Annotated in this window: 20 protein-coding genes; 3 read left to right on the top strand and 17 right to left on the bottom strand. The window is 70.3% G+C overall.

The genetic code is table 11. The features are described 5' to 3' along the window. Positions 1–363 precede the first annotated feature (363 nt). The 7 genes from CSW63_RS00295 to CSW63_RS00265 all read right to left on the bottom strand — a co-directional run bounded on the left by CSW63_RS00295 (position 364) and on the right by CSW63_RS00265 (position 7597). Positions 364–597, bottom strand: a complete 234-nt coding sequence (locus CSW63_RS00295; protein ID WP_099504176.1) for a hypothetical protein — start codon at positions 595–597, stop codon at positions 364–366. 1234 nt (positions 598–1831) lie between these two features. Then, positions 1832–2140 (bottom strand): hypothetical protein, encoded by a 309-nt coding sequence (locus tag CSW63_RS00290; protein ID WP_099504174.1) that lies wholly within the window; start codon positions 2138–2140, stop codon positions 1832–1834. A gap of 341 nt (positions 2141–2481) precedes the next feature. Further along, positions 2482–3186, bottom strand: a complete 705-nt coding sequence (locus CSW63_RS00285) for a cell wall hydrolase (protein ID WP_099504172.1) — start codon at positions 3184–3186, stop codon at positions 2482–2484. After that, positions 3183–3686: a S26 family signal peptidase gene (locus CSW63_RS00280; protein ID WP_099504170.1), complete on the bottom strand. Its 504-nt coding sequence runs from the start codon at positions 3684–3686 to the stop codon at positions 3183–3185. Before CSW63_RS00280 ends, CSW63_RS00285 begins: the two co-directional genes overlap by 4 nt. A gap of 346 nt (positions 3687–4032) precedes the next feature. Further along, a complete protein-coding gene (locus CSW63_RS00275) occupies positions 4033–5106 on the bottom strand; it encodes a ParB/RepB/Spo0J family partition protein (RefSeq protein WP_099504168.1) in 1074 nt (357 codons plus the stop codon). Positions 5107–5117: 11 nt separating this feature from the next. Then, the gene (locus tag CSW63_RS00270) at positions 5118–6320 is read right to left on the bottom strand and encodes an AAA family ATPase (protein WP_099504166.1); all 1203 of its coding nucleotides are present in this window, start codon (positions 6318–6320) and stop codon (positions 5118–5120) included. A gap of 314 nt (positions 6321–6634) precedes the next feature. Then, positions 6635–7597: a replication initiator protein A gene (locus CSW63_RS00265; protein WP_099504164.1), complete on the bottom strand. Its 963-nt coding sequence runs from the start codon at positions 7595–7597 to the stop codon at positions 6635–6637. A 183-nt stretch (positions 7598–7780) separates the two neighbouring features. On the opposite strand from CSW63_RS00265, the gene CSW63_RS00260 reads away from it, so the two are divergent. Further along, positions 7781–8374: a hypothetical protein gene (locus tag CSW63_RS00260; protein ID WP_099504162.1), complete on the top strand. Its 594-nt coding sequence runs from the start codon at positions 7781–7783 to the stop codon at positions 8372–8374. A 149-nt stretch (positions 8375–8523) separates the two neighbouring features. Here CSW63_RS00260 and CSW63_RS00255 read toward each other — a convergent pair whose 3' ends face one another. From CSW63_RS00255 to CSW63_RS00235, 5 genes are all read right to left on the bottom strand, one after another. Further along, complete coding sequence (locus CSW63_RS00255) at positions 8524–8907, bottom strand: single-stranded DNA-binding protein (protein WP_099504160.1); 384 nt, start codon at positions 8905–8907, stop codon at positions 8524–8526. Positions 8908–9601: 694 nt separating this feature from the next. Then, positions 9602–10543, bottom strand: coding sequence for a DUF2493 domain-containing protein (locus CSW63_RS00250; RefSeq protein WP_099504158.1), 942 nt, complete (start codon positions 10541–10543; stop codon positions 9602–9604). A 180-nt stretch (positions 10544–10723) separates the two neighbouring features. Then, positions 10724–11263, bottom strand: a complete 540-nt coding sequence (locus tag CSW63_RS00245; protein ID WP_099504156.1) for a GcrA family cell cycle regulator — start codon at positions 11261–11263, stop codon at positions 10724–10726. Between the two features lie 286 nt (positions 11264–11549). Continuing rightward, a complete protein-coding gene (locus tag CSW63_RS00240; RefSeq protein ID WP_099504154.1) occupies positions 11550–12833 on the bottom strand; it encodes a type II toxin-antitoxin system HipA family toxin in 1284 nt (427 codons plus the stop codon). Continuing rightward, entirely contained in the window at positions 12833–13237 is a 405-nt protein-coding gene (locus CSW63_RS00235; RefSeq protein WP_099504152.1) for a helix-turn-helix domain-containing protein, read from the bottom strand. Before CSW63_RS00235 ends, CSW63_RS00240 begins: the two co-directional genes overlap by 1 nt. 211 nt (positions 13238–13448) lie before the next feature. Here CSW63_RS00235 and CSW63_RS00230 point away from each other — a divergent pair, with 211 nt between their 5' ends. Next, on the top strand, positions 13449–14375 hold the full coding sequence (locus CSW63_RS00230) for a HEPN domain-containing protein (protein ID WP_099504150.1): 927 nt from the start codon (positions 13449–13451) through the stop codon (positions 14373–14375). Between the two features lie 167 nt (positions 14376–14542). On the opposite strand, the gene CSW63_RS00225 is transcribed toward CSW63_RS00230, so the two are convergent. Continuing rightward, positions 14543–15775, bottom strand: a complete 1233-nt coding sequence (locus CSW63_RS00225) for a hypothetical protein (protein WP_099504148.1) — start codon at positions 15773–15775, stop codon at positions 14543–14545. Between the two features lie 171 nt (positions 15776–15946). Here CSW63_RS00225 and CSW63_RS00220 point away from each other — a divergent pair, with 171 nt between their 5' ends. Continuing rightward, on the top strand, positions 15947–16156 hold the full coding sequence (locus CSW63_RS00220; protein ID WP_099504146.1) for a hypothetical protein: 210 nt from the start codon (positions 15947–15949) through the stop codon (positions 16154–16156). Here the strand turns inward: CSW63_RS00220 and CSW63_RS00215 are convergent. The 4 genes from CSW63_RS00215 to CSW63_RS00200 all read right to left on the bottom strand — a co-directional run bounded on the left by CSW63_RS00215 (position 16153) and on the right by CSW63_RS00200 (position 18405). Next, entirely contained in the window at positions 16153–17244 is a 1092-nt protein-coding gene (locus tag CSW63_RS00215) for a hypothetical protein (protein WP_099504144.1), read from the bottom strand. The two genes, CSW63_RS00220 and CSW63_RS00215, sit on opposite strands and share 4 nt — an antisense overlap. A 79-nt stretch (positions 17245–17323) precedes the next feature. Then, positions 17324–17593 carry a hypothetical protein gene (locus tag CSW63_RS00210; RefSeq protein WP_127846914.1) on the bottom strand — a complete coding sequence of 90 codons (270 nt, stop codon included), beginning with the start codon at positions 17591–17593 and terminating at the stop codon, positions 17324–17326. Positions 17594–17717: 124 nt separating this feature from the next. After that, positions 17718–18104 carry a hypothetical protein gene (locus tag CSW63_RS00205; RefSeq protein WP_099504140.1) on the bottom strand — a complete coding sequence of 129 codons (387 nt, stop codon included), beginning with the start codon at positions 18102–18104 and terminating at the stop codon, positions 17718–17720. Then, positions 18097–18405: a hypothetical protein gene (locus CSW63_RS00200; RefSeq protein ID WP_127846913.1), complete on the bottom strand. Its 309-nt coding sequence runs from the start codon at positions 18403–18405 to the stop codon at positions 18097–18099. Before CSW63_RS00200 ends, CSW63_RS00205 begins: the two co-directional genes overlap by 8 nt. Positions 18406–18448: the final 43 nt, after the last annotated feature.

The following is an 18448-nucleotide window of genomic DNA, read 5'->3' as shown; positions in this document are numbered from 1 at the left end:
TTTGAGCGCCTTTGTCCCTGTGGTCCTGTCGGGCCCCGGCCCGTCACCGGAAGGATCGCGCCCGCGCGATCCTGGAGGGGAACCCGCGCCAGCGGGTTGACGGGCTGGGTGACAGGATACGATGGGAAGAGGCGCCCCCAGGCTCAGTAGTCGACGCCGCGCCGTCGCCAGTCGACGGCGACGGTCGCCCTTCAGGGCGACCGCCAGCGAGACGGGCCCTCCGGCCGACGCGCGCCGACCGGACCCTGCGCGTTCGCGCCAGGGCCGTGGAGGCAAGCGAGCGCGACCTGTCAGTCCGGGTCCGCGCGCCGCAGGTCGCGCCCCCGGGGACCGCACCTGGCGACACCGGCGCAAAAAGGGGGCTCACGCCCCCTCCCTCTTGCCGCAAGCGTCGATGACGAACTGGCAGACGCCCAGATACAGCGCCGAGACCAGGGCCAAGGACAGCCCGCAGCCGCAGCCCGCCATCACCTTGGGTCCGATCGGTCGGCCCATGAACCATGAGCCGACGAGGCCCAGGCAGGCCACAAAACCGAGGACGATCGACAGCTTGATCCCGATCGCGACAACACGCTTTTCCGTCTGTGAGAAGGTCATGGATCTGATCTCCGAACGACGCTCCCAGCGAGCGCCTTGCCCCCCTGCCCCTGTCGGGTCCCGGCCAGTCACCGCAGGGCGCGCGCCGCGCGCCCAAGGGGAACCCGCGTCAGCGGGTTGACGGGCTCGGGTGACAGGGTGCGATGGGAAGAGGCGCCCCCAGGCTCAGTAGGCCGGGCTACGCCGTCGCCGGACGACGGCGGCGCGATCGCGCGGCGATCGTGTCAGCCCGGCCGGGCCCTCCCCCAGACGCGCGCCGACCAGGGCCTGGCGCGCCGCGCCGGCCCCGGAGAGGCAAGCGCGCTCGGCCTTTCAGTCCGGGTCCGCGCGCCGCAGGTCGCGCCCCCGGCCCCACCCTGCGCCAGCCCTACTTGCGCCGGCGACGCCGGCGCCCCGAGCGCCGATCCGTCCGGATCGGCGGCGACCTGGTCGAAGACCCGGTCCAGCGACACGGTCGCTAAGCTTGCGGAGGACGCGACCGCGCCCAGCCGGTCGGGGGCGCCGATAGGCCCCGACCGCCGGGCCGGGGAGCGAGCGCGGCGTGTCGATGGCGACAAAAGGGGGGCCAAGCCCCCCGGGTCAGTCGCGATCCGCGCCCCGCCTGCGGATCGCCTGCCACTGGTCGAAGAACATGTGATCCGCGAGCCTGCCGCCCGTGTTCAGCCAGGTAAAGGGTCTCGAAGTGGTCGTCCCGCACCCGGACGTGATGGTCGAAGGCGCGATCACCCAGGACAGGCACGGCCGCGGTCAGGACCAGGGGCGCGCGCCGCGCCGGGCGGGCGGTCAGGTTGAAAATCAGCTTGAACATCGTGAAATCTCCAGGCCGCCGCTCCGGGTGAGCGACGTTGAACCCGAGGGCCACGGACGGGGTCCCGCAGTCACCGCAGCGCCCGCCAGGCGGGCGTGGAGGGGAACGGCGCAGCCGTTGACTTCGGGTCGTCCGTGACACGATGGGAAGACGTCGCCACCAGGCTCAGTAGGCCGGCCTACGCCGTCGCCAGACGACGGCGGCGAGATCTCGTGGAGATCTCGTCAGGACGGCCGGGCCCGCCGCTGGACGCCAGGCCGACGGGCGCCAAGGCAGACCGCCATCGGCGGGCGCCAGCGCCCGGGAGGACGGCGAGCGCCGGCCCATCCGTAGGGCCGCCCGCGCATCGCCCGCCAGGGCGCGCGGACCGCCCGGTCCTGCCTCACCACGTCCAGGGACAAAAAGGGGGGCCTTACGCCCCCCGCCTCAGTCGCCGACATAGCCCTGCATCCGCAGCGCCAGCCACTGGGCGTAGAACCGGTGATCCTCCAGCCTGCCCTCGGCGTTGCGATCGTCGCACCAGGCGATGACCGCCTCGCGTTCGGCCTCGGGCAGGGCGTTCCACTCGGCCTCCCGCGCCGCGCGCGCGGCGACCCACTCGGCCTCTTCCTGCTGCCAAATCTGGCGGTCCACGTGGTCCCAGTAGGCCTCCACATGGCCGTCGGCCGGCTCCCCAAGCCGAACCCGCGGTGCGCCGCCCAGCATCCGCATCAGCGTGTCGATCAGCTTGAACATCGTGAAAGCCTCCGTCAGGCCGCTCCCGATGAGCGGCGTTGACCCGGCGGGACACGGCGGGGTCCCCGCCTGTCACCGGAGCGGCCATGCGGCCGCGCAGGGGAACGGCGCAGCCGTTGACCGGCGGGGCGCCGTGACACGATGGGACGACGTCGCCCCCAGGCTCAGTAGGCCGGCCTACGCCGTCGCCAGACGACGGCGGCGAGATCTCATGGAGATCTCGTCAGGACGGCCGGCCCACGCGCCAGACGACGTTTCGATGGGCGCGGCGGGACGCGGCCGACAGGCGCGCGGCCCCACGCCCGTGAGAACCGCGGTCACCGCCTCTTGGGGTCCCTCCCCTATCGGCGGCTCTCGACGGTCCGCCCATCCGACAGCACGAAGATCCCCCGCACGCCCGCCTGGCGCGGCGGGTCCGTCGCCTCGGCGGCGCCCGCCTCGCCCGCCGGCGACCTGGGCACGAAGATCGCCGCCGGCTCGGACGCCGGCGCGGCGCGAGGCGGCTCCAGAGGCGGGTAGAACGCATGGTCGCCGATCACCGCGCTCGGCGTGCGCCCCCCGAAATGAACGAGCCGAGGCGAGACCTGGCCTGAGGCGGCGCGGTCGGCGACGATGCGCGGATTCTGGAAGTAGAGCGCCCCGCCGGTGAGGTCGGGCGCGCGCCCGTCCACCACCAGGTTGATGAGGGTGTCGACACGGGCCCGCTGCACCGCGCTGGCGGCCGGCAGGCCGCGCCAGTCGCCGCCTGCCCGCAAGACCGGCTCGAACTGGGCGCGGGCGTTGAGCACCTGGTCGATGCTGCGCCCCCAGCGTCCGTCGGCCACCCTGTTGAGAATGGTGTAGACGACCGCCAGGAGGCCGCTGTCGCCCTGGTTGGCGGCCTCGGCGACCGCCACCCGGGCGATGGCTTCCCGCGCCCCCGGCGCGGCCACGGCGCTCGCCACGTCGTCGCCAGCGGGACTGGCCAGGAGCTGGGCGCGCGAGACCCCGCCGCCGAGCGCCAGGAGCAGGCCCAGAAGGCCGCCAAGCGCTCGGAACGACCTCATGCCCCCGTCGTCCACAAAGGGGCGTAGACGCCGAGAATCTGCGTGGCCTGGATCGGCCCGTAGTATCGGCTGTCGAAACTGTTGGGGATGCGGTCGGAGAAGACGATGAACTCGCCGCGCGCCAAGCGTCGGCACCCGCGCCAGCGCGGCAAGGGCCGCCCCGCACCATCCCGCGTCGCGATCGGGCCCAGGGCGCGCCCGTCGACGCTCAGCGTCGACCCGGCGCAGGCCAAGGCCCCCTCCCCGGCCGCCACGCCCTTGAGGATGCTGCCGCGCGCCCGGCCCGGCTGCGCGCCCAGCAGATAGGCCTTGGCCGCGCCTACCGGTCGAAAGGCGATCAACGCGCCCGGCGCCGGCGCGGCGGCGACCCGGCGGTAGAGGCCCACCGGCTCGCTGGACGAGGTGTTGAACAGCAGCAGCGGCGCATCGACCAGCAGACCGCCCAGCGCCAGCAACGCTGGGGCGGCGGCGGCCAGAAGAAGACGATCAGCCAGGCGCATGGCCCAAGCCTGGCGCCGTCGCCGCGCGCAGCGCAATCCCTCAGAATTAGGGTGACGCCCGAGGGTGTGGTGGGAACCCGCGGTCACTGATCCCCCGTGCCCTGCGGCCCGCGCAGGGGCCTTTGTTGTCAATTGACAACACGCCCCGCACGGCCGTGATCAGGCCGGCCGAGCCCCGGAGCCCTTCGGCTCGAGGCGCTTGTTGTCAATCGACAACAAGGCCGCCTCGCCGCCCCGCCCGGTCCCAGATCGGAGGAATGGTGACCGCGCCGGCGTCTCCCGCGCATGAAAAACCCCGCCGCGCCGGGTCGGCGGGCGGGGCTGGTCTGACGATCCTGCGCCAGGATCAGCGATTGGGGCGCAACCGATCGATCTCGGCCTGCAGGGCGGCGATGAACTCGGCGTTGGTCGCGCCCGCGTCGAGCTCAAGCTCGACGACCGCCCGCTTGGGCCCCTTGGGCTTGACCGTGAACAAGGTCACCTCGCCCTGTCGCACCACGCGCGGCTGTGGCGACGGCGGCGCGGGCGCCTTGGCCACCGCCGCGTTCTTCAGAGCCGCCACGACCTTGTGGGCCTCCAGATAGGGCTCGCCGGCCTCGCGCCGGGCCTGCTGGTCGGCGCTGATGGTCTTGGCCGCCGAGATGATCCGCCCCTTCTCGGGTCCCTGGAGCAGGAAGGCCTTCAACTGCCGGGCATGGGATTCGCGCAGTTGCAGGAGATCCCCGAACGCGGCCACGACGTCCTGCGGCAGCTTGGCCAGGTCCAGGAAGCGCGAAAGCCAGGCCCGGTCGACATCCAGTCGCTCGGCCATGCGCACGGCCACGCCGCCGTAATAGCGCTCGATCGCGTCGAGATAGTCAACCGCCCGCTCATAGTCGGAAAGATCGTTACGGGCGCGGTTTTCGACATCGGCCAGGCGGAAGGCCTGTTCGTCGTCCAGCTCGCGCTCCTCGACGAGATACTTGATCTCGCGATGTTCGACGTCGCGGAGATAGGACACCGCCCAGTGGCGCCGCGCCCCGGCGATCACCTCGAAATCGAAGTCCGGATCATCGGTGACCCGGCGGACAATGGCGGGGAACTCCTGCTTGTTCTGGGCGCGCAGGCCTTCCAGCAGCTCCTGGCAGTTCTCCGGCGTCAGCAGGGCGTACTTGCGGTTATGACGCGCCCACATCCGGCAGCGCGCCGGATCGACCAGCCGAAGGGTCTTTTCGACATAGTCGCCCGAGGCCAGCCGCGAGAGCCCCATCATGCGGTCGTTGACCCGCGGCGGTATGGCGGCGGGCGCTAGCTCGGCCGCGGCGGCCGGCGCGACCGCCGCCGCCGTAGCCGTCGGGGGATTGGTGACCGCCGTCGGCGCCGGCGCCTCGCCGATCAGGTTGCCCAGGATGTTGCGGTTCTTGCTCGTGGTCGACGCCATGGTCCCCTCCCCTAGCCGACGCCCAGACGGCGCAGTTCGGCGCGATGGCTCGGCCAGGCCTTGCGGATCAGGATCTCGATCTCGCTGTTGAGCCGGTCGAGGTTGTTGCGGCAGCGCTCATGCACCCGCCCGCCGCCGGAAACCTCGTAGACGGTGCGCAGCTGGACGTTGGCGTTGTCGATCTCGGCCGAGTCGAGCAGCGAATTGGTCAGCATGTCCGCGCCGAACACCGCCGCCATCATCTCGCGGATCTGCACATGGGCGCTCTTGGCCTCGTCGACCTTGGTGGTCACCACGCGCAAGAACTCGTAGCCGTTCTTGCTGAGGCCGTACTGGTCGAGCAACCCGACGGTGTCGACGATCATCCGCAGGAAGTGGGCGGTCGAGGCGAAGTCGACGGTGGACGGCGGCGTGGGGATCAGCAGGGCGTTGGCCGCCCGCAGAACCGCAAGCGAAATCATGCCCAGGGCCGGCGGCGGATCCAGCAGGACCACGTCATACCGGTCGGCAATACCAGCTATACCATTGCGGAGGCGATCGAGCAGTTCGGGCCTACCCTTCATGCGCGCGGCGGCCTCGTATTCGGCCTGGTAGAGCCCCAGGTTGGCCGGGATCAGGTCGATGCCGGTCCAGGCCGTCGGGCGGATGGCATAGTCGAGCGTCGGCTCGCCGCCATGCCAGAAGAACGGCAGCAGGGTGTGGTCGTCGTCGATGTCGATGTCGGGATTGAAGCCGAACACCGTCGTCGAGGAGGCCTGACTGTCGCAGTCGATAATCGCGACGCGATAGCCCTTTAGCGCCAGATACTGCGCGATGTGGCAGGTCAGGGTGGACTTGCCGACGCCGCCCTTGAAGTTCTGCACCGCCAGCACGATCGGCGGGTCGCCCTCGGCTCGGCGCGGACGGGTGCCGAACAGGTCGCGCATGGTGTTGACCTCGGCCAGGCTGTAGCCCTCGCGGCGCCCGGTGTCGGTCATACGCGGCGTGGGCAGACGGCCCTCGGCCTCGGCCTGGCGTATGGCCTCCGGGGTCCTACCAACCATCTCGGCGGCCTTGCTGATGGGAAAGCGGGTGTCGACGATCTTTTCGATCCCCGGCGCGAACACCGACGCCCTCAGGCGGGTGATCACGTCGTCGGCCCGCGTGGTCAGATTGGTCAGCGCGTCGAGCAGCACGGGTCCGGTGGCTTCGGTCGCCAAGGCGGTCGCGGTCATCACCCCTCCACTTTGCAAATTTCGATGAGACTAGACGAATTTTGCAAAGTTGTCGGCTGAGAGCGTAAACAAAACCTTAACCCGTAAGCGTCGCGTCGAGCCCTCAAAGGCTCGAGGCGCGTCGCGCTGGCGACGACTCCCCGCCCGCCGTTAGAAGAAATCGTTATGGGACCAAGTTAAGAAGGTTAAGCGGCCTGAAGAGGCGCGCGAGGCCTTACGCCACAAGGCTTTGCGAGAACGAGCGGTCACCGATCCCCCGTCACCCCGGTCACCGTTACCCCGAAGGGCCGGTCACCGATCCCCCGAGGAACAGGTCACCGATCCCCCGACGGTCGACGTCGGCGTTCCAGCAGTGCGTCCATCGCTTCGGCGCGCTCGTCCTCCCGGACCCGCCGAGAATCAGCCTCGGCCAGGGCGTCGAGCTCGGCCTTGATTCGGGCGCGCTCGGCTGCATCGCGCCGGATGAAGTGGACGGCCGCCTCCCCGTCCCGGGTCGTGACGTGGGCCATGGCGTAGTCGGGCAGGCTGTCGGCGGCGATGATCTTCTTGAGCAGGTAGGTGAACTGCTTGAGCGGGCCCTCGCTGCCCGACTTCTCGTGCAGGAGTTTGACCCGGCACGTCCAACCAGCCGGCTGGTCGCCGGCGTGCTTGCGAGCGATGCGGTAGATGGCCCGCTCCAGCCCGCCGGTCAGCAGGAAATAGTCGGGATGCAGGGTCAGCAGCGCCCGGTCGCGCATCAACCCCTCATAGACCCAGTTGGACAGGGTCAGGGTCAGGCCGCGCGGCGCGCCGGTGACCGGATCGGATTCAAGCTGCCACTCGTCGAGCCAGCCAAACTGGGCGCGCTTGTTGCGCTTGGGCGCGCGCAGGCTCGTCTCGATCGTCGTCGACTGCAGCCGCTCCAGCGCCGCTTGCAGTTCACGATAGCCGGCGCCGCCGGTGTCGCGGTGGATCGCCTTGAGCAGGTCGTAGGAGGTGGTGTGGATGGTGCGCGGAATGTCGTTGTCGCCACGCTCGCGCAGCTTGTTCAGGTGCGAGGTGGCCCAGATCAGGATGTCGGCGTCCCAGATGGTGGCGATGCCGAATTGGGGGTTGGCGCTGACCCGCACGGAAACGTCGCCGTCGGGGCTGACATACTCGATCGGCTTGAGACGCTTGCGCTTGCCCAGCGAGAAGAACGGCCGCTCCATCAGCTCGCGCTGGTCTTTCCACGCCAGGTCCGCGACCTGCGGGATGAAGAGGTCGAACTCTTGATTACGAATCGCGCGCTTGGACATCGCGCCATTGTGCGCCCGACACGGTCGCCGAGGCAAAGGGCTCGGCGTGTTCGGGGCCTTGTTGTCAATTGACAACAAACGCAGCGCCCGGCTGCGGCGCTCGGGGTTTGCGTGACGCGGCGTGGCTTGCGCCCCCTCGCGTTCGCCGCTAGACGCCGCGCGCCTTTCACCCAGGAGCATCCCATGTCGCCACGCCCTCGCACCGAGGATGAAGACGATCGCCTGGCCGCGATCCACGAAGCCGCGCACGCGGTCTTCGCGATCGGCGACGAAGAGCAGCCGGTCAGGCTGGCCGACGCGGTGACCCTGGCCGGCCGCGGCTTCGGGGCGGCCGCCATCAGTCTGGACGAGGCGCGCCGGGACGCGCTGAAGGCGGCCGGCGCCTATGACGCCGTCAAGGCGCGGCAGGTCCTGATCTGGGCGTTCGTGGCCGGCGGGGTCGCCGAGACCCACGCCGCGAGCCTGTGGGACATTCCCCTCACCGCGGCGGAAACCCGCCAGGCCACCGTCGTCGACTATCATCTGGCCAGAACCGTCCTGGCGCAGATCGCCGGCCATGGCGACGACTGGCTACTGGAAGACTACGAGGTCGATATCGCCGAGGCCCTGAAGGGCAAGATCTGGGACGTCGTGGCGGCCTTCGCCGAGGTCCTGCGCACGCAGCGGACGCTCTCGGCCGACGACGCCACAACCCTGGTCCGCCGCCTCTGCCAGGAGCACCTGTCGGACGAGGACGAGGACGAGGACGAGCCGGGCGAGGGCGCTGAAGAGGCCTGACGTCCAGCGATGCGCCGCGCGCCGCTCGCCCTTGTTGTCAATTGACAACAAACCCCGGCCGCCGGCCGCCCATCCTGGCCGGCGCCGCGGATCATCGGGGGATCGGTGACCGCAATGGCCCGCCCCGTGATCGGGGCGGGCCTGCCGGATCAGCCTTCCTCGCCCGGCTCGGGCTCGGCCTCGGGGTTGGTCTCGGGACGATCGAGCGACTTCAGCTCATGGCCGGGACCAGCCACGACGATCTTGGTGAAGTAGTGCTCCTTGCCGTCCTTGTCGGTGTAGCGCTCGTTGCGGATTTCGCCCTCGACATAGACCTTGGAGCCCTTGGCCAGGACCCGGCCTTCGAGCCACTTGACCGTGCCCGGGCTCCAGATCTCGACCTGGTGCCAGGTGGTGAAGTCCTGCCGCTCGTTGTCCTTCTTGGTGTAGCGGCTGGTGGCGACCCGCAGCACCGCGTACTTCTTGCCCTTGAGCGTGGTGCGGATCTCGCTGTCCGCGCCGGTGAAGCCGATCAGTTGAGCCTTGTTCAGCATGGTCTTTCTCCGTCTCCCGCCGGGAGAAGCCCCGGCGGGCCGCGGCCCTCGCCGCGATCACGGGCCCTGCGAGGGCGGGGCGCAGGGACGGGCCCAAGCCCGCGACGGCTGGAAGCCGGCCTGCACGCAGCAAGGCGGAGGAAGGCCGGAGGGTCCGGCCAGAGCGCCTGGCCTTGGCCAGGTCGGCTTGGACCCGGCCCGCCCCGCCCTAGGGACGACGTGATCGATCGCGGTGAGGGCCAAGACCCGTCGGCCCTCCGGCCAGGACGGACCGGTTCGTGCTGGACACGGCGCGACCGACGGATGCGCCGCGGGGCAGGGGTCTTGCGCCAACCTCGGGAAAGCGGGCGCTTTGCGGGTCGCCGCCACGCCTCCGCCGCCAACGACATCGCGCGGCCACTCGCCAGCCTGCGCCCATGACGAGGGTCCGCGTCACCGGGCCGGGCGCGCAAGGTCGTTCCCCCAAGGGTCACGGGGAACGTCGAGCCGATCGCCGAGCGCGCCACAGGACCGGCCAGACGCCCCGAAACCGTCGTCCGGTGCACCCAGCACAGCCGTCGCACGAACGAATCGCCAACCCCAAGGCGTCGTGGCGTCCGAGGCGGCGGCCGCAACATCTGGATGTTCGTTCCGGGTTCATTCCGGCCGCCAGAACCAGACCGGCGCGGCGCAGGCCGCCGCGCCGGCCGCGCGCTCACCGCCCCGCGCGGATCGGCACGCAGCGGATGCCGCGCTCGGCGGCCTTCTGGGCGAGATTGAGCGCCGGCCCGAAGGGGCGGCCTTCGCCCTCGGGGTGTGGTTGCAGGCTGGCCGCCAGGGTCAGGACGCAGACGGGCTCCAGGGCCAGGAGCGCCTCGTTGGCCCGGAACGGCGCGGCCCGGCCGTCGCGGTCAAAATCGGCCTTGGCCAGGACCAGGCGCACGCCTTTCTGCTTGGCCCAGGAGACGGCGAGCTTCTCGCCGCCGCGCGCGCCGCTGGTGGCCAGGGCCATGTCCGGCCAGGTGGCCCGCGCCCAGTTCAGGGCGTCGAAGATCCGGCCGCCGTCCAGGGCGCTGTCGGCCCCCGGCGCGGCGCGGAAGGCCACCACGGCGCTGCCCGGATCGACGGCCTGGTGACGGCGGGCCTTCATGGCCCGGATCGCCTCGCGGGCCTCGACCTGGGCGGCGGTGACGCGCGAGGGCCGCACGCTGCCGCGCCAGGGCGTCCAGACCTCGCCGGTGGCCACACGATAGGCCTCGGCGGCGGCGTCGCGCACCAAGTCGGCGGCCAGCACGGCCACGTCGGCCGCCCGGGTCCGCGCCATGGCCGCCTGCAGGTCGCTGTCGGCCACCTCCGAGGCGTCGAAGTCGCGCAGCAGCCGATTGATCTCGTCGCGGCCGCGATCAGCGTCGCGATCGATGCGCTGGGAGGCCGAATGGAAGGCGCCGATCAGCGCCTCGCAGAGTACGCCCTGGAAGTCCTGCAGGGCGGTGTCGCCGACGACGTCGAGCAGTTCGGTCATCAGCGCCTGGCCCAGTTGGACGAGGGCGTCCTCGGGCGGATGCGGGCGAGGATCGTCCAGGTCGAGGGCCTGGGCCTCGAGCGGGGTCAGACGGCCGGTCAGGGGGGCGGAGAGGGGAGGGGGCTGGAAGGTCATGGGAAGGCTCCCGGTCTGGGGTCGAGGAACGAGCCCTTCGGCTCGCGACCGCCCCCCGCGCCGCCTTCCAGCGGCCGGCGCAGGGGCTTTGAGCGCAGCGTCCCTTGCGCCGGCCGCCGGGAGGTGGCGAGGTCGTTCGAGCCAAGGGCCGGGTCCGCGCCGCAGGACGCTTGCCGGCCTTCAGGCCGCGCGCCGAACCCGGCCGCCCCTTGCCGGCGCGGGGGCGCAGCGATAGGCCCGCGCCCGATGGGCCGCGCAGTACGGCGGCCTGGGCGCGGCCTGGCCGCAGAAGCTGAAGTCGGGATGCTTGGGATCGCCCAGCGGCCAATGACAGCCGCCGCGGGGCAGGGCGCAGAGGTCGGCCGCCAGCCCGACGGCCTCGACCAGGACGGCGGTCGCGCGCGGCCTGGCCGCCGAGCGCGCCGGCGCGCCGCCGGGCGGCCTGGGACCCGCTGGCGGCCGGGGCGGGGAGGGGCGCTTGCCCGGCCGCCGGACCCGGGGCGGTATGGTGGCCCGGCCTCCGGGCGGCGCGGGCGGGACGCGCCCGGCCAGGCCCAGGCGATGGATCTTGCCGATGACGGCGTTGCGGCTGACCGCGCCAAGGACAGCGGCGATGCGGCTGGCGCTCAGCCCCTCGGCCCACAGGGCCTTGAGCCTTGCGACCCGGACCTCAGACCAGCCCGAACCCTCAGGCAACGATGTCGAGACAGACGATGACATGGCGGAACCTCCGCATAGCGCGCCCGATCGGCGCGCCCGCTCCAGTCCCTGGCTCCGGCCTTTTCCAACCCCCTAGAAATCGGGTATTGCACCAGCCGGATTTGCAACCTATCGACGCACAAGCCGACGAAATCGACCGACGCGACGCAGCTCTCGCCCCCAAGAGACTCACCGCGCCGCCCGGCGATCTTGGCGGTCCCCGGCCGGGTGGTCGGCGCTATGTCCAAGCCCTCGGGCCAAAGGCGCCGGCGCGCGTGGTTCACGCGTTCTCAACGCCCGGCTTTGCTCAAGCCCTGGCTTCGGCCACCAGGGTCAGGTTGGCCCAGCGGCCGATCAGCCGGTCACGGTCGGCGGGGTCCAGGGGCAGGTCGGCCAGCGCCGCGGGCCACAGGTCCAGCGCCCGCTGTACGGTCATCTTGACCTCCTTGCGGATCCAGGCCGGATCCAGGCGCAGATACGAGGCGGCGCGATCGAACTGGTGCAGCGACAGGCGCGAGAAGCGGCGAATGCCCGCGAAGGGCAGGGCCAGGGTCGTGTCGCCATAGAGCACGGTGGGGACGATGTCGTAGGCGGGCGAGAGCCGCACCTGACCCGGTTCCGGGAAGATGAACGACCAGTTCTTGAGATGGTTGTCGCCGTTGCCTAGCATCACATCGACGACCAGGCGGCGAAAGCCCTGCAGGACGTCGTCGCGCCAGTCGGTGCTGAAGCGCTGGATCATCCGCAGGATCATCTCGCTGTTGCCCTTGGTGTATTTCTGGTCGCCGGCCGCGCCGAGGATCTGGGCCATGTCCTCGATGTGGATCCGCCGGCCCTCGCCGGGCCGGTCGAAGCGCTCGACGGCCAGGGCGTGGTCGCCGACGATCAGGTTGGCGGGCACGTCGGCGATGGCGGCCCGGTCGATCAGCGAGAACGGCGCAGTGCGCACGCCGGCCAGGCTGGCCAGGGTCATGCCGGCGAACTCGGCCTGGGGCAGGCGAGGGTACTTCTCGCTGTCCAGCTTGACGATGTAGCGGCCCTCGCCGGCCCGGGCCGGGGCGGCGAACTTGTCCTTGCGCAGGCTGGAGGTGAATTTCAGCTGCACCCCGGCCAGGGAGAACTTGACGAAGCCCTTGGGCACGGGCGCGCGGAACCCAGCCACCCGGGCCAGGTCCAGGGGGCCGGCCGTGTCCAGGGCCTCGGCGTTCTCGGGCACGACCAGCACCGCGCCGGCCAGGTCGGCTCCCAGGCGGGTGATGACGTCGAACGAGCCGTGATCGCCAGGCCCCATCTCGGCGGCGACCAGTTCGCGCAGCGCCCCCTCGGGCAGTACTCCCTCGAACCAGGGCGGCAGGCCGCCGTAGAGGGCGATCTTGTCGGTGCGCGCGGCCAGGCGCGCGCGGGTCGCCTCGGGATCTCCGGGCACATGCCAGCTCAGGCTGAGGATCGGCCGCTCCGCATCGCGCAGATAGGCCTCGTCGGGCGTGAAGGCCGTGGCCCCCACCGCATCCCGCGACAGGGTCCCGACGCGGACGGCCACGCCGTCGACGTCGAACAGATGCACCCCCAGGACGGCCGCCGGCTTGGCCATCAGCCGTCCCCCCGATCCGAGCCGGGCCGGTCCGAAGGCTCGTCGACTTCGGCGGCCTCGGCGGCCAGGGCGTCATCGTCCGAAAGGTCGACGAACATCTCGTCGAACATTGAGGCCTGGTGGGGATGGACCGCGCGCCGCGGCGCAGCCTCGATCGCCGCCTCGACCCGAGGCAGGGCCTCGCGCGGCACGGCGACCAGGGCCAGGTCCAGGGCGTCGCAGACCTCGGCCAGCAGGGACAGCCGGTCGCGGCCGATGCGCTCGCGCAGTAGGTCGGTCTCCAGTTCGGAGATCCGCGGCACGGGCCGGCCGACGCGCGCAGCCAGGTCGGCCTGGCCAAAGCCCCGCCGATGGCGCGTGGCGCGAATGGCCGCCCCGATCGGCGACAAAATGGGATCACGCATACGGATATCCGTAAGTGGAACTTGCGATTACGCAGATACGTAATTCATCACTCGGGATGACGCAAGCCAACCACTTACATATATCCGTAAACTGGACATCTGATTACGCGTATCCGTAACAGACCCTCAGCGGTATGGCAGCCCTGGAAACCGCCCGCCACCGCCGCAAAAACCTTGTCCCTCCAGGCCCGCTCGGCGAGACTCCCTACCCATGAAGTCGAATCTCGATCATCTGCCCGAGCGCCAGCAAGAGGAGCTGGAGGCGATCACCGGCCACCTGCTGCGCGGGTTCGAGGCGGCCGTGGCCGGCGGCACGCAGGGCTGGCGACGCGGGGCCAAGATCTACAAGATCATCCTGTTCGGCAGCTATGCGCGCGGCGACTTCGTCGACGAACCCGAGAACGGCTACCTGTCGGATTTCGACATCCTGGTCGTGGTCAGCGACGAGAAGCTGACCGACATCGCCGACTACTGGTTCGAGACCGAGCAGAAGATCCTGCACGACCCGGCCATCGGCCGGATCGTCAACCTGCTGGTCAACGATCTCGACGACATCAACCAGGGCCTGGACGCGGGCCTCTACTTCTTCCGCGAGGTGATCGAGCAGGGGATCGTCCTCTATGAGACCCCCGGCCACGCCTTCAGCCCGCTGAAGCCCCTGACGCCGCAAGCGGCCCTGGCGCTCGGCCAGAGGCACTACAAGGAGGTGTTCGACACGATCGAGACCTCGCTCGATCTCGCCACCTACGCGATGTCGAAAGGCGAACTGAAGGACTATCCGCACAAAGCCGCCTTCAACCTGCACCAGACGGTCGAAGCGGCCTATATCGCCGTGCTGCTGCTGACCGGCTTCTACGCGCCGCGCTCGCACAACATCAAATTCCTGCGCGCCCAGGCCGAGGCCAAGGCCCCATCCCTGACGGCCGCCTGGCCGCGTGAGACGCGGGCGATGCGCAAGCCGTTCGAAAAGCTCAAGCGCGCCTATGTCGACGCCCGCTACAATCAGGCGACCTACAAGATCACCGCCGCCGAACTCGAGGACCTGAAACAGACGGCCGAGGCCCTGATCGATCTGGTCCGCGCCGTCTGCGACGCGCGCCTGACGCAGCTGACCGCCGAGGCCGGCGCGTCGGCCTGACCGGACCATCCCAACCGCTCCACCGCCCCGCGTCAGGGATCGCAACCCGCATGGGCCGAGACCCTGGACCGAACCGACATGGGCGGAGAGGGGAGGGGGCTCGGGGCGGCCCCGCCGCCTAGAGCCCGGCCGCCGCAGGCGGGACGCCCACGCGCCCAGCGTGCTGTCTAGTCCACCGCCTTCGCCGCAGCCGTGCGCGAACGCCCACGCGGCGCACGCAATTCACTGTCGTAGCGCAGCCCCGGCATGACGGCGCCGACGACATGGCCGGGAAACAGCAAGCCGATCTTTCGGCGGCGCTGGTCCCAGCCGGGCTGGGTATCGCCCATGACCGCTGTGATCGTGGCGCGAACCTGCGGCTCCATGTGTTCCAGGATTTCGTGGATCACGTGGTGCATGGCCAGATAGTCGTCGATCACCCGCTGAGGTCGGTACTGCACCATCAGGCTGTCCCAGTAGGACCGGTGTCCGGCCCCGCCGCTGGTGTGCAGGGGCCGCTTGCGGTCGAAATAGACGATCTCGACGGCGTCTCGCACTGGATCCAGGTTGCCATGGATCAGATCGTTGCGGCGGGCGACCACGGGCCAGAAGCGCTGCAGGGCCTCATTGTCTGGCAACAGGCCGCGCGCGAAGCCACGGCAGTGGTCATGCAGCGACAGGATCTTGTCGTTGAGCCGCCCCCGGCTGAAAGCGTCGAAACGACCCAAATCGGCCTTGACCTCCGGGCGGACCAGGAGCCCGACGACCAGGCCCAGGAAGCACTCGAACAGCACGGGCGTGAGGATGGGCAGCTCCAGCGCCGCGGCGGTGATCTTGGCGACGAGCGCGGCCTGGCGCTCGGCCTGCCGGGCATAGTCCTCCCGGCCGGGGCGGGCGTCGTCCCGCTCGAACGCGCGCTGGAGCTTGGGGAGGGCCTCGGAAAGATCATGGAAGAGGTCGGCGCATCGGTTGGCGATGGCCAGGAAGCGGTTGGGAAAAACGCTCCATTTCTCCAGCTCGCCCGCCACCCGGCCCTTGTCCTGGCCAACCCGGCCAAAGTCGGTCCGGAGCCTGCGGATGAACGCCAGCCATTCGGCGTCGTCGAGCCGACGCTCGACGCTGACATGCACCTCGCGCGTGGCGCCGGTGAAGGTCAGCAACTGATCGCCAGCGTAGAGCAGGTAGTCCCAGTGGAAGAGGTTGTCGGAATCGTCGCTGGCCAGCCGCGTCATCAGCCCGTTGGGCTCGCCAAATCGCGCCTTGAGGTAGGTGTAGAGGTCGAAGGGGGAAATAGTCTTACGGATGACGAGGATATCGCCCGAGCGCTCGTCGTCGCGCCGAGGCGCCCGACGTTCCGCCAGATAGTCCGGGAACTCCTGGCGGGTCGCGGGGCGCCAAGTCTCGGGTTCAAAGTACGACATGCCCAAACGATGTCAGCTTCACCCTAGGCGCCGCAACCGCTGTTGCCGAGCTTGCGCTGCCGAAGACGGGCCCTTCCACGGGCTTGAACCGCCGACCGCCTGGGCTCATCGTGCGGGTGCGTATACCCCACGCCGCGCACAGCGGTCGCCTCCCCGTGGATCGAAGCCACCATGCGGACCCAAGCTCCCACCGATCGCCCCGACAAGAACGCCCTTGATGAGGCCGTCGCCTGGCTGCGCGTGCTGTGGACCGTCCCGGTCTCCAACGAAGACCTGGCCGGCTTCTTCCGCTGGAGCCAGCAAAAGCCTGCCGCCCGCGCGGTCTATGACGACCTCTCGCGCCGCGTCCACGCGGCGCTGATGGCCGAGCCGCCCCTCTAGTCGACCGGCGCCGCGCGAAGCCAGGCCTCGCCGTCCGCGATCAAGCGCCCGACGAGATCCGGCGCCGGATTGGGCAGCGGGCGATCCGAGGCTCGAAGGCGATCGATGCAATCGAAGATCACCGCGGCCGCCTGCTGCGCCTGCTTGGGGAGCCACCAGGCCTCGAAGGCCTCAGACAGGCTCGGCCATCCGTCGGCCGGTTCTGGCCCGAGAAACAGACAGGTCGCGATCTGGACGAGGCCAAGGTCGCCGCTGGCGAACACATAGCGCCTCTTCTCGGCCTCGGCGGCGCCGACCCGACGAACGAAGTCGCTCAGGTGGGTCATGTCCCAGGCGGCGCTGCGGACGCCGGCGATACGCGCCTCGGGATCTTTCGACCGCAAGCGTTTGAAGAGGCCGCCCCGTTCAGCCCGGGGGCCGAAATACATCGACGCATAGAGGGTGGCGGGACCGGCGAAGATGAAGTCCTCGTACATCCATTCGACCAGCGCCTTGAGCCGCTCGATCGGCGGTCGCGGCGATAACTCGAGGCGGGCCACTCGAAGCGCCACGATATAGTTGCGCCGCCAACGCCCGAGGACCTTGGCGAAGTCGTGCGGCGGCGCTTTGGTCGGACCGCCGAGATCGACGCGCGCCTGGCGCCCCGCCGCCAGAGCCACCCAATCGCGCGCCGCGCCGCGATCGGCCGCGCGAAACCACCCCAGCTCCTCGCGCGCGCGGCTGTTGCCGCTGACGACGCCCAGCTCGTGGTAGGCGAGAGACGGCTCGAAATCGAGGTTCATCGCCTGGCAATAGGCCATCAACGCCAGGGCGGTGCGGCTTGTCTGGTCCTTGAGGTCGGCGTGGCCCTGTTCGGCGACCCGGGCCATGCGCGAGACGAGGTTACGGTCGGGAAGGACGACGGTGTCGTAGCCCTGCTCGTCCTTGGCGTAGACGATCGCCTCCGGCTTCAGGAGGCCGGCCGGCGGCGGGATGAAGCCCGGCGCCAACACACCCGAGGCCATGAGTTCGGCCGCGAGCGCCTCGACGTCGGCGAGGGGAAAGTCATCGTCGAACCGCACCACGTACCGCGCCGCCGTCTCCGCCACCGTTCGCTCCGAAACCGTGCTGTTAAGGCCAGGTTGGCCGAACCCTCGCCACCGTTCAATCCGGAGCAGATCCACGCCCCTAGTGGCAGGTCGGGGCCGCGAAGTGCTCGGCCAGATAGGTCCTGATGATCTTCACCCCCTCCCGCCAGAGCGCGTCGGCGGTCTCAAGATCGGGCGCGGCGTCCATCTGGCGGGTGATCCGCTCGACCGTCCGGCCCAGACGGCGATAGGCCTCGACCTGGGCCCACGTCAGCCGGCCAGCCTTCAGGTCGTCCCGGATCATCATGATCCGCGCGAGCAGCGCCTCGGCCTCGTCCTGCTGATCATCCCGATGATCGTCCAAGAGCACGGCGCCTCCCTGTTCGAGCCGGACCCGGCGGCCAACCGATCATCCCGATCCTTTGCCCATCCACAAGCCCGGCGTCCACGAGCCCAGCGTCGCGGCGGCCCAAGCCCTCCTCGCCCATCCCGGCTCAGCCCCGCGTCGCCGGCGGCCGCCAGCCATAGCCATAGTCGGCGGGATTGAGGCCCGCCTCGGACAGGGCGGTGATCACCTCCCAGCGGAACTGCTCGGCCAAGTCCCCTGGCTCGAGCACGCCGCCGCTGGGCGCCATGGCGGGCATGCGATAGCCGCAGCGCGGGCAGGGGGTGCGCTTCTGGATCTGCGCCATGGTCAGGCCCAACAAGGGCCGGGCCCGCCCCAGCATGACGTCGCGCCGCCAGCTGCGCGAGGTCCCACAGGCCGTGCATCGAAAGACGATCTCCATCTTCCGTTCCAGGGCGTCGACCAGGCGCAGCGCGGCGAACCGAGGGTCAAGCTCGGTCATCCGGCGCCGCTGCTGGTCGGACAGTTCAGGCATCGCCCGGCGGCTCCACCCGTCTCACCGCCCGCCAGAAGGCCCAAGGCTTGCCGCTGACCTCCTCGACCTCGAACCAGGCCTCCTCGCCCTCGAACTCGGGCACGCGATCCTTGTCGATGAAGCTATTGAGGCTGCGCTCGGCGCGCCGGGTCCCGCCCTCGAAGGTGAACATCAGCGTCCGGCCAGGCTCGGCGCCGCCGTATTGGCGCACGCGCCGCAGCTTGACGGTCATGCGGCTGATGATCCGTTCGGGTTTAGGGGCGTGCGCGGTCGCGCGCTGTCCAACGCGTGGGGGCGGCATGGCAATCTCCGTGTTCGTGAAATGTTCTCATTCCAGCAGCGCG

The sequence above is a fragment of the Caulobacter sp. FWC26 genome, assembly GCF_002742645.2.
Taxonomy (GTDB): domain Bacteria; phylum Pseudomonadota; class Alphaproteobacteria; order Caulobacterales; family Caulobacteraceae; genus Caulobacter.
Note: the sequence above shows the minus strand (reverse complement) of the source record. Positions and strands in the feature narration are given on the sequence as shown.

Bases quoted from the DNA above. Each gene is read 5' to 3' on its own strand.
- CSW63_RS00200 (WP_127846913.1), bottom strand. From the start codon at position 18,405: ATGCCGCCCCCACGCGTTGGACAGCGCGCGACCGCGCACGCCCCTAAA.
- CSW63_RS00270 (WP_099504166.1), bottom strand. From the start codon at position 6,320: ATGACCGCGACCGCCTTGGCGACCGAAGCCACCGGACCCGTGCTGCTC.
- CSW63_RS00240 (WP_099504154.1), bottom strand. From the start codon at position 12,833: ATGGCCAAGCCGGCGGCCGTCCTGGGGGTGCATCTGTTCGACGTCGAC.
- CSW63_RS00245 (WP_099504156.1), bottom strand. From the start codon at position 11,263: ATGTCATCGTCTGTCTCGACATCGTTGCCTGAGGGTTCGGGCTGGTCT.
- CSW63_RS00230 (WP_099504150.1), top strand. From the start codon at position 13,449: ATGAAGTCGAATCTCGATCATCTGCCCGAGCGCCAGCAAGAGGAGCTG.
- CSW63_RS00285 (WP_099504172.1), bottom strand. From the start codon at position 3,186: ATGAGGTCGTTCCGAGCGCTTGGCGGCCTTCTGGGCCTGCTCCTGGCG.
- CSW63_RS00290 (WP_099504174.1), bottom strand. From the start codon at position 2,140: ATGTTCAAGCTGATCGACACGCTGATGCGGATGCTGGGCGGCGCACCG.
- CSW63_RS00295 (WP_099504176.1), bottom strand. From the start codon at position 597: ATGACCTTCTCACAGACGGAAAAGCGTGTTGTCGCGATCGGGATCAAG.
- CSW63_RS00280 (WP_099504170.1), bottom strand. From the start codon at position 3,686: ATGCGCCTGGCTGATCGTCTTCTTCTGGCCGCCGCCGCCCCAGCGTTG.
- CSW63_RS00275 (WP_099504168.1), bottom strand. From the start codon at position 5,106: ATGGCGTCGACCACGAGCAAGAACCGCAACATCCTGGGCAACCTGATC.
- CSW63_RS00255 (WP_099504160.1), bottom strand. From the start codon at position 8,907: ATGCTGAACAAGGCTCAACTGATCGGCTTCACCGGCGCGGACAGCGAG.
- CSW63_RS00250 (WP_099504158.1), bottom strand. From the start codon at position 10,543: ATGACCTTCCAGCCCCCTCCCCTCTCCGCCCCCCTGACCGGCCGTCTG.
- CSW63_RS00235 (WP_099504152.1), bottom strand. From the start codon at position 13,237: ATGCGTGATCCCATTTTGTCGCCGATCGGGGCGGCCATTCGCGCCACG.
- CSW63_RS00265 (WP_099504164.1), bottom strand. From the start codon at position 7,597: ATGTCCAAGCGCGCGATTCGTAATCAAGAGTTCGACCTCTTCATCCCG.
- CSW63_RS00225 (WP_099504148.1), bottom strand. From the start codon at position 15,775: ATGTCGTACTTTGAACCCGAGACTTGGCGCCCCGCGACCCGCCAGGAG.
- CSW63_RS00205 (WP_099504140.1), bottom strand. From the start codon at position 18,104: ATGCCTGAACTGTCCGACCAGCAGCGGCGCCGGATGACCGAGCTTGAC.
- CSW63_RS00260 (WP_099504162.1), top strand. From the start codon at position 7,781: ATGTCGCCACGCCCTCGCACCGAGGATGAAGACGATCGCCTGGCCGCG.
- CSW63_RS00220 (WP_099504146.1), top strand. From the start codon at position 15,947: ATGCGGACCCAAGCTCCCACCGATCGCCCCGACAAGAACGCCCTTGAT.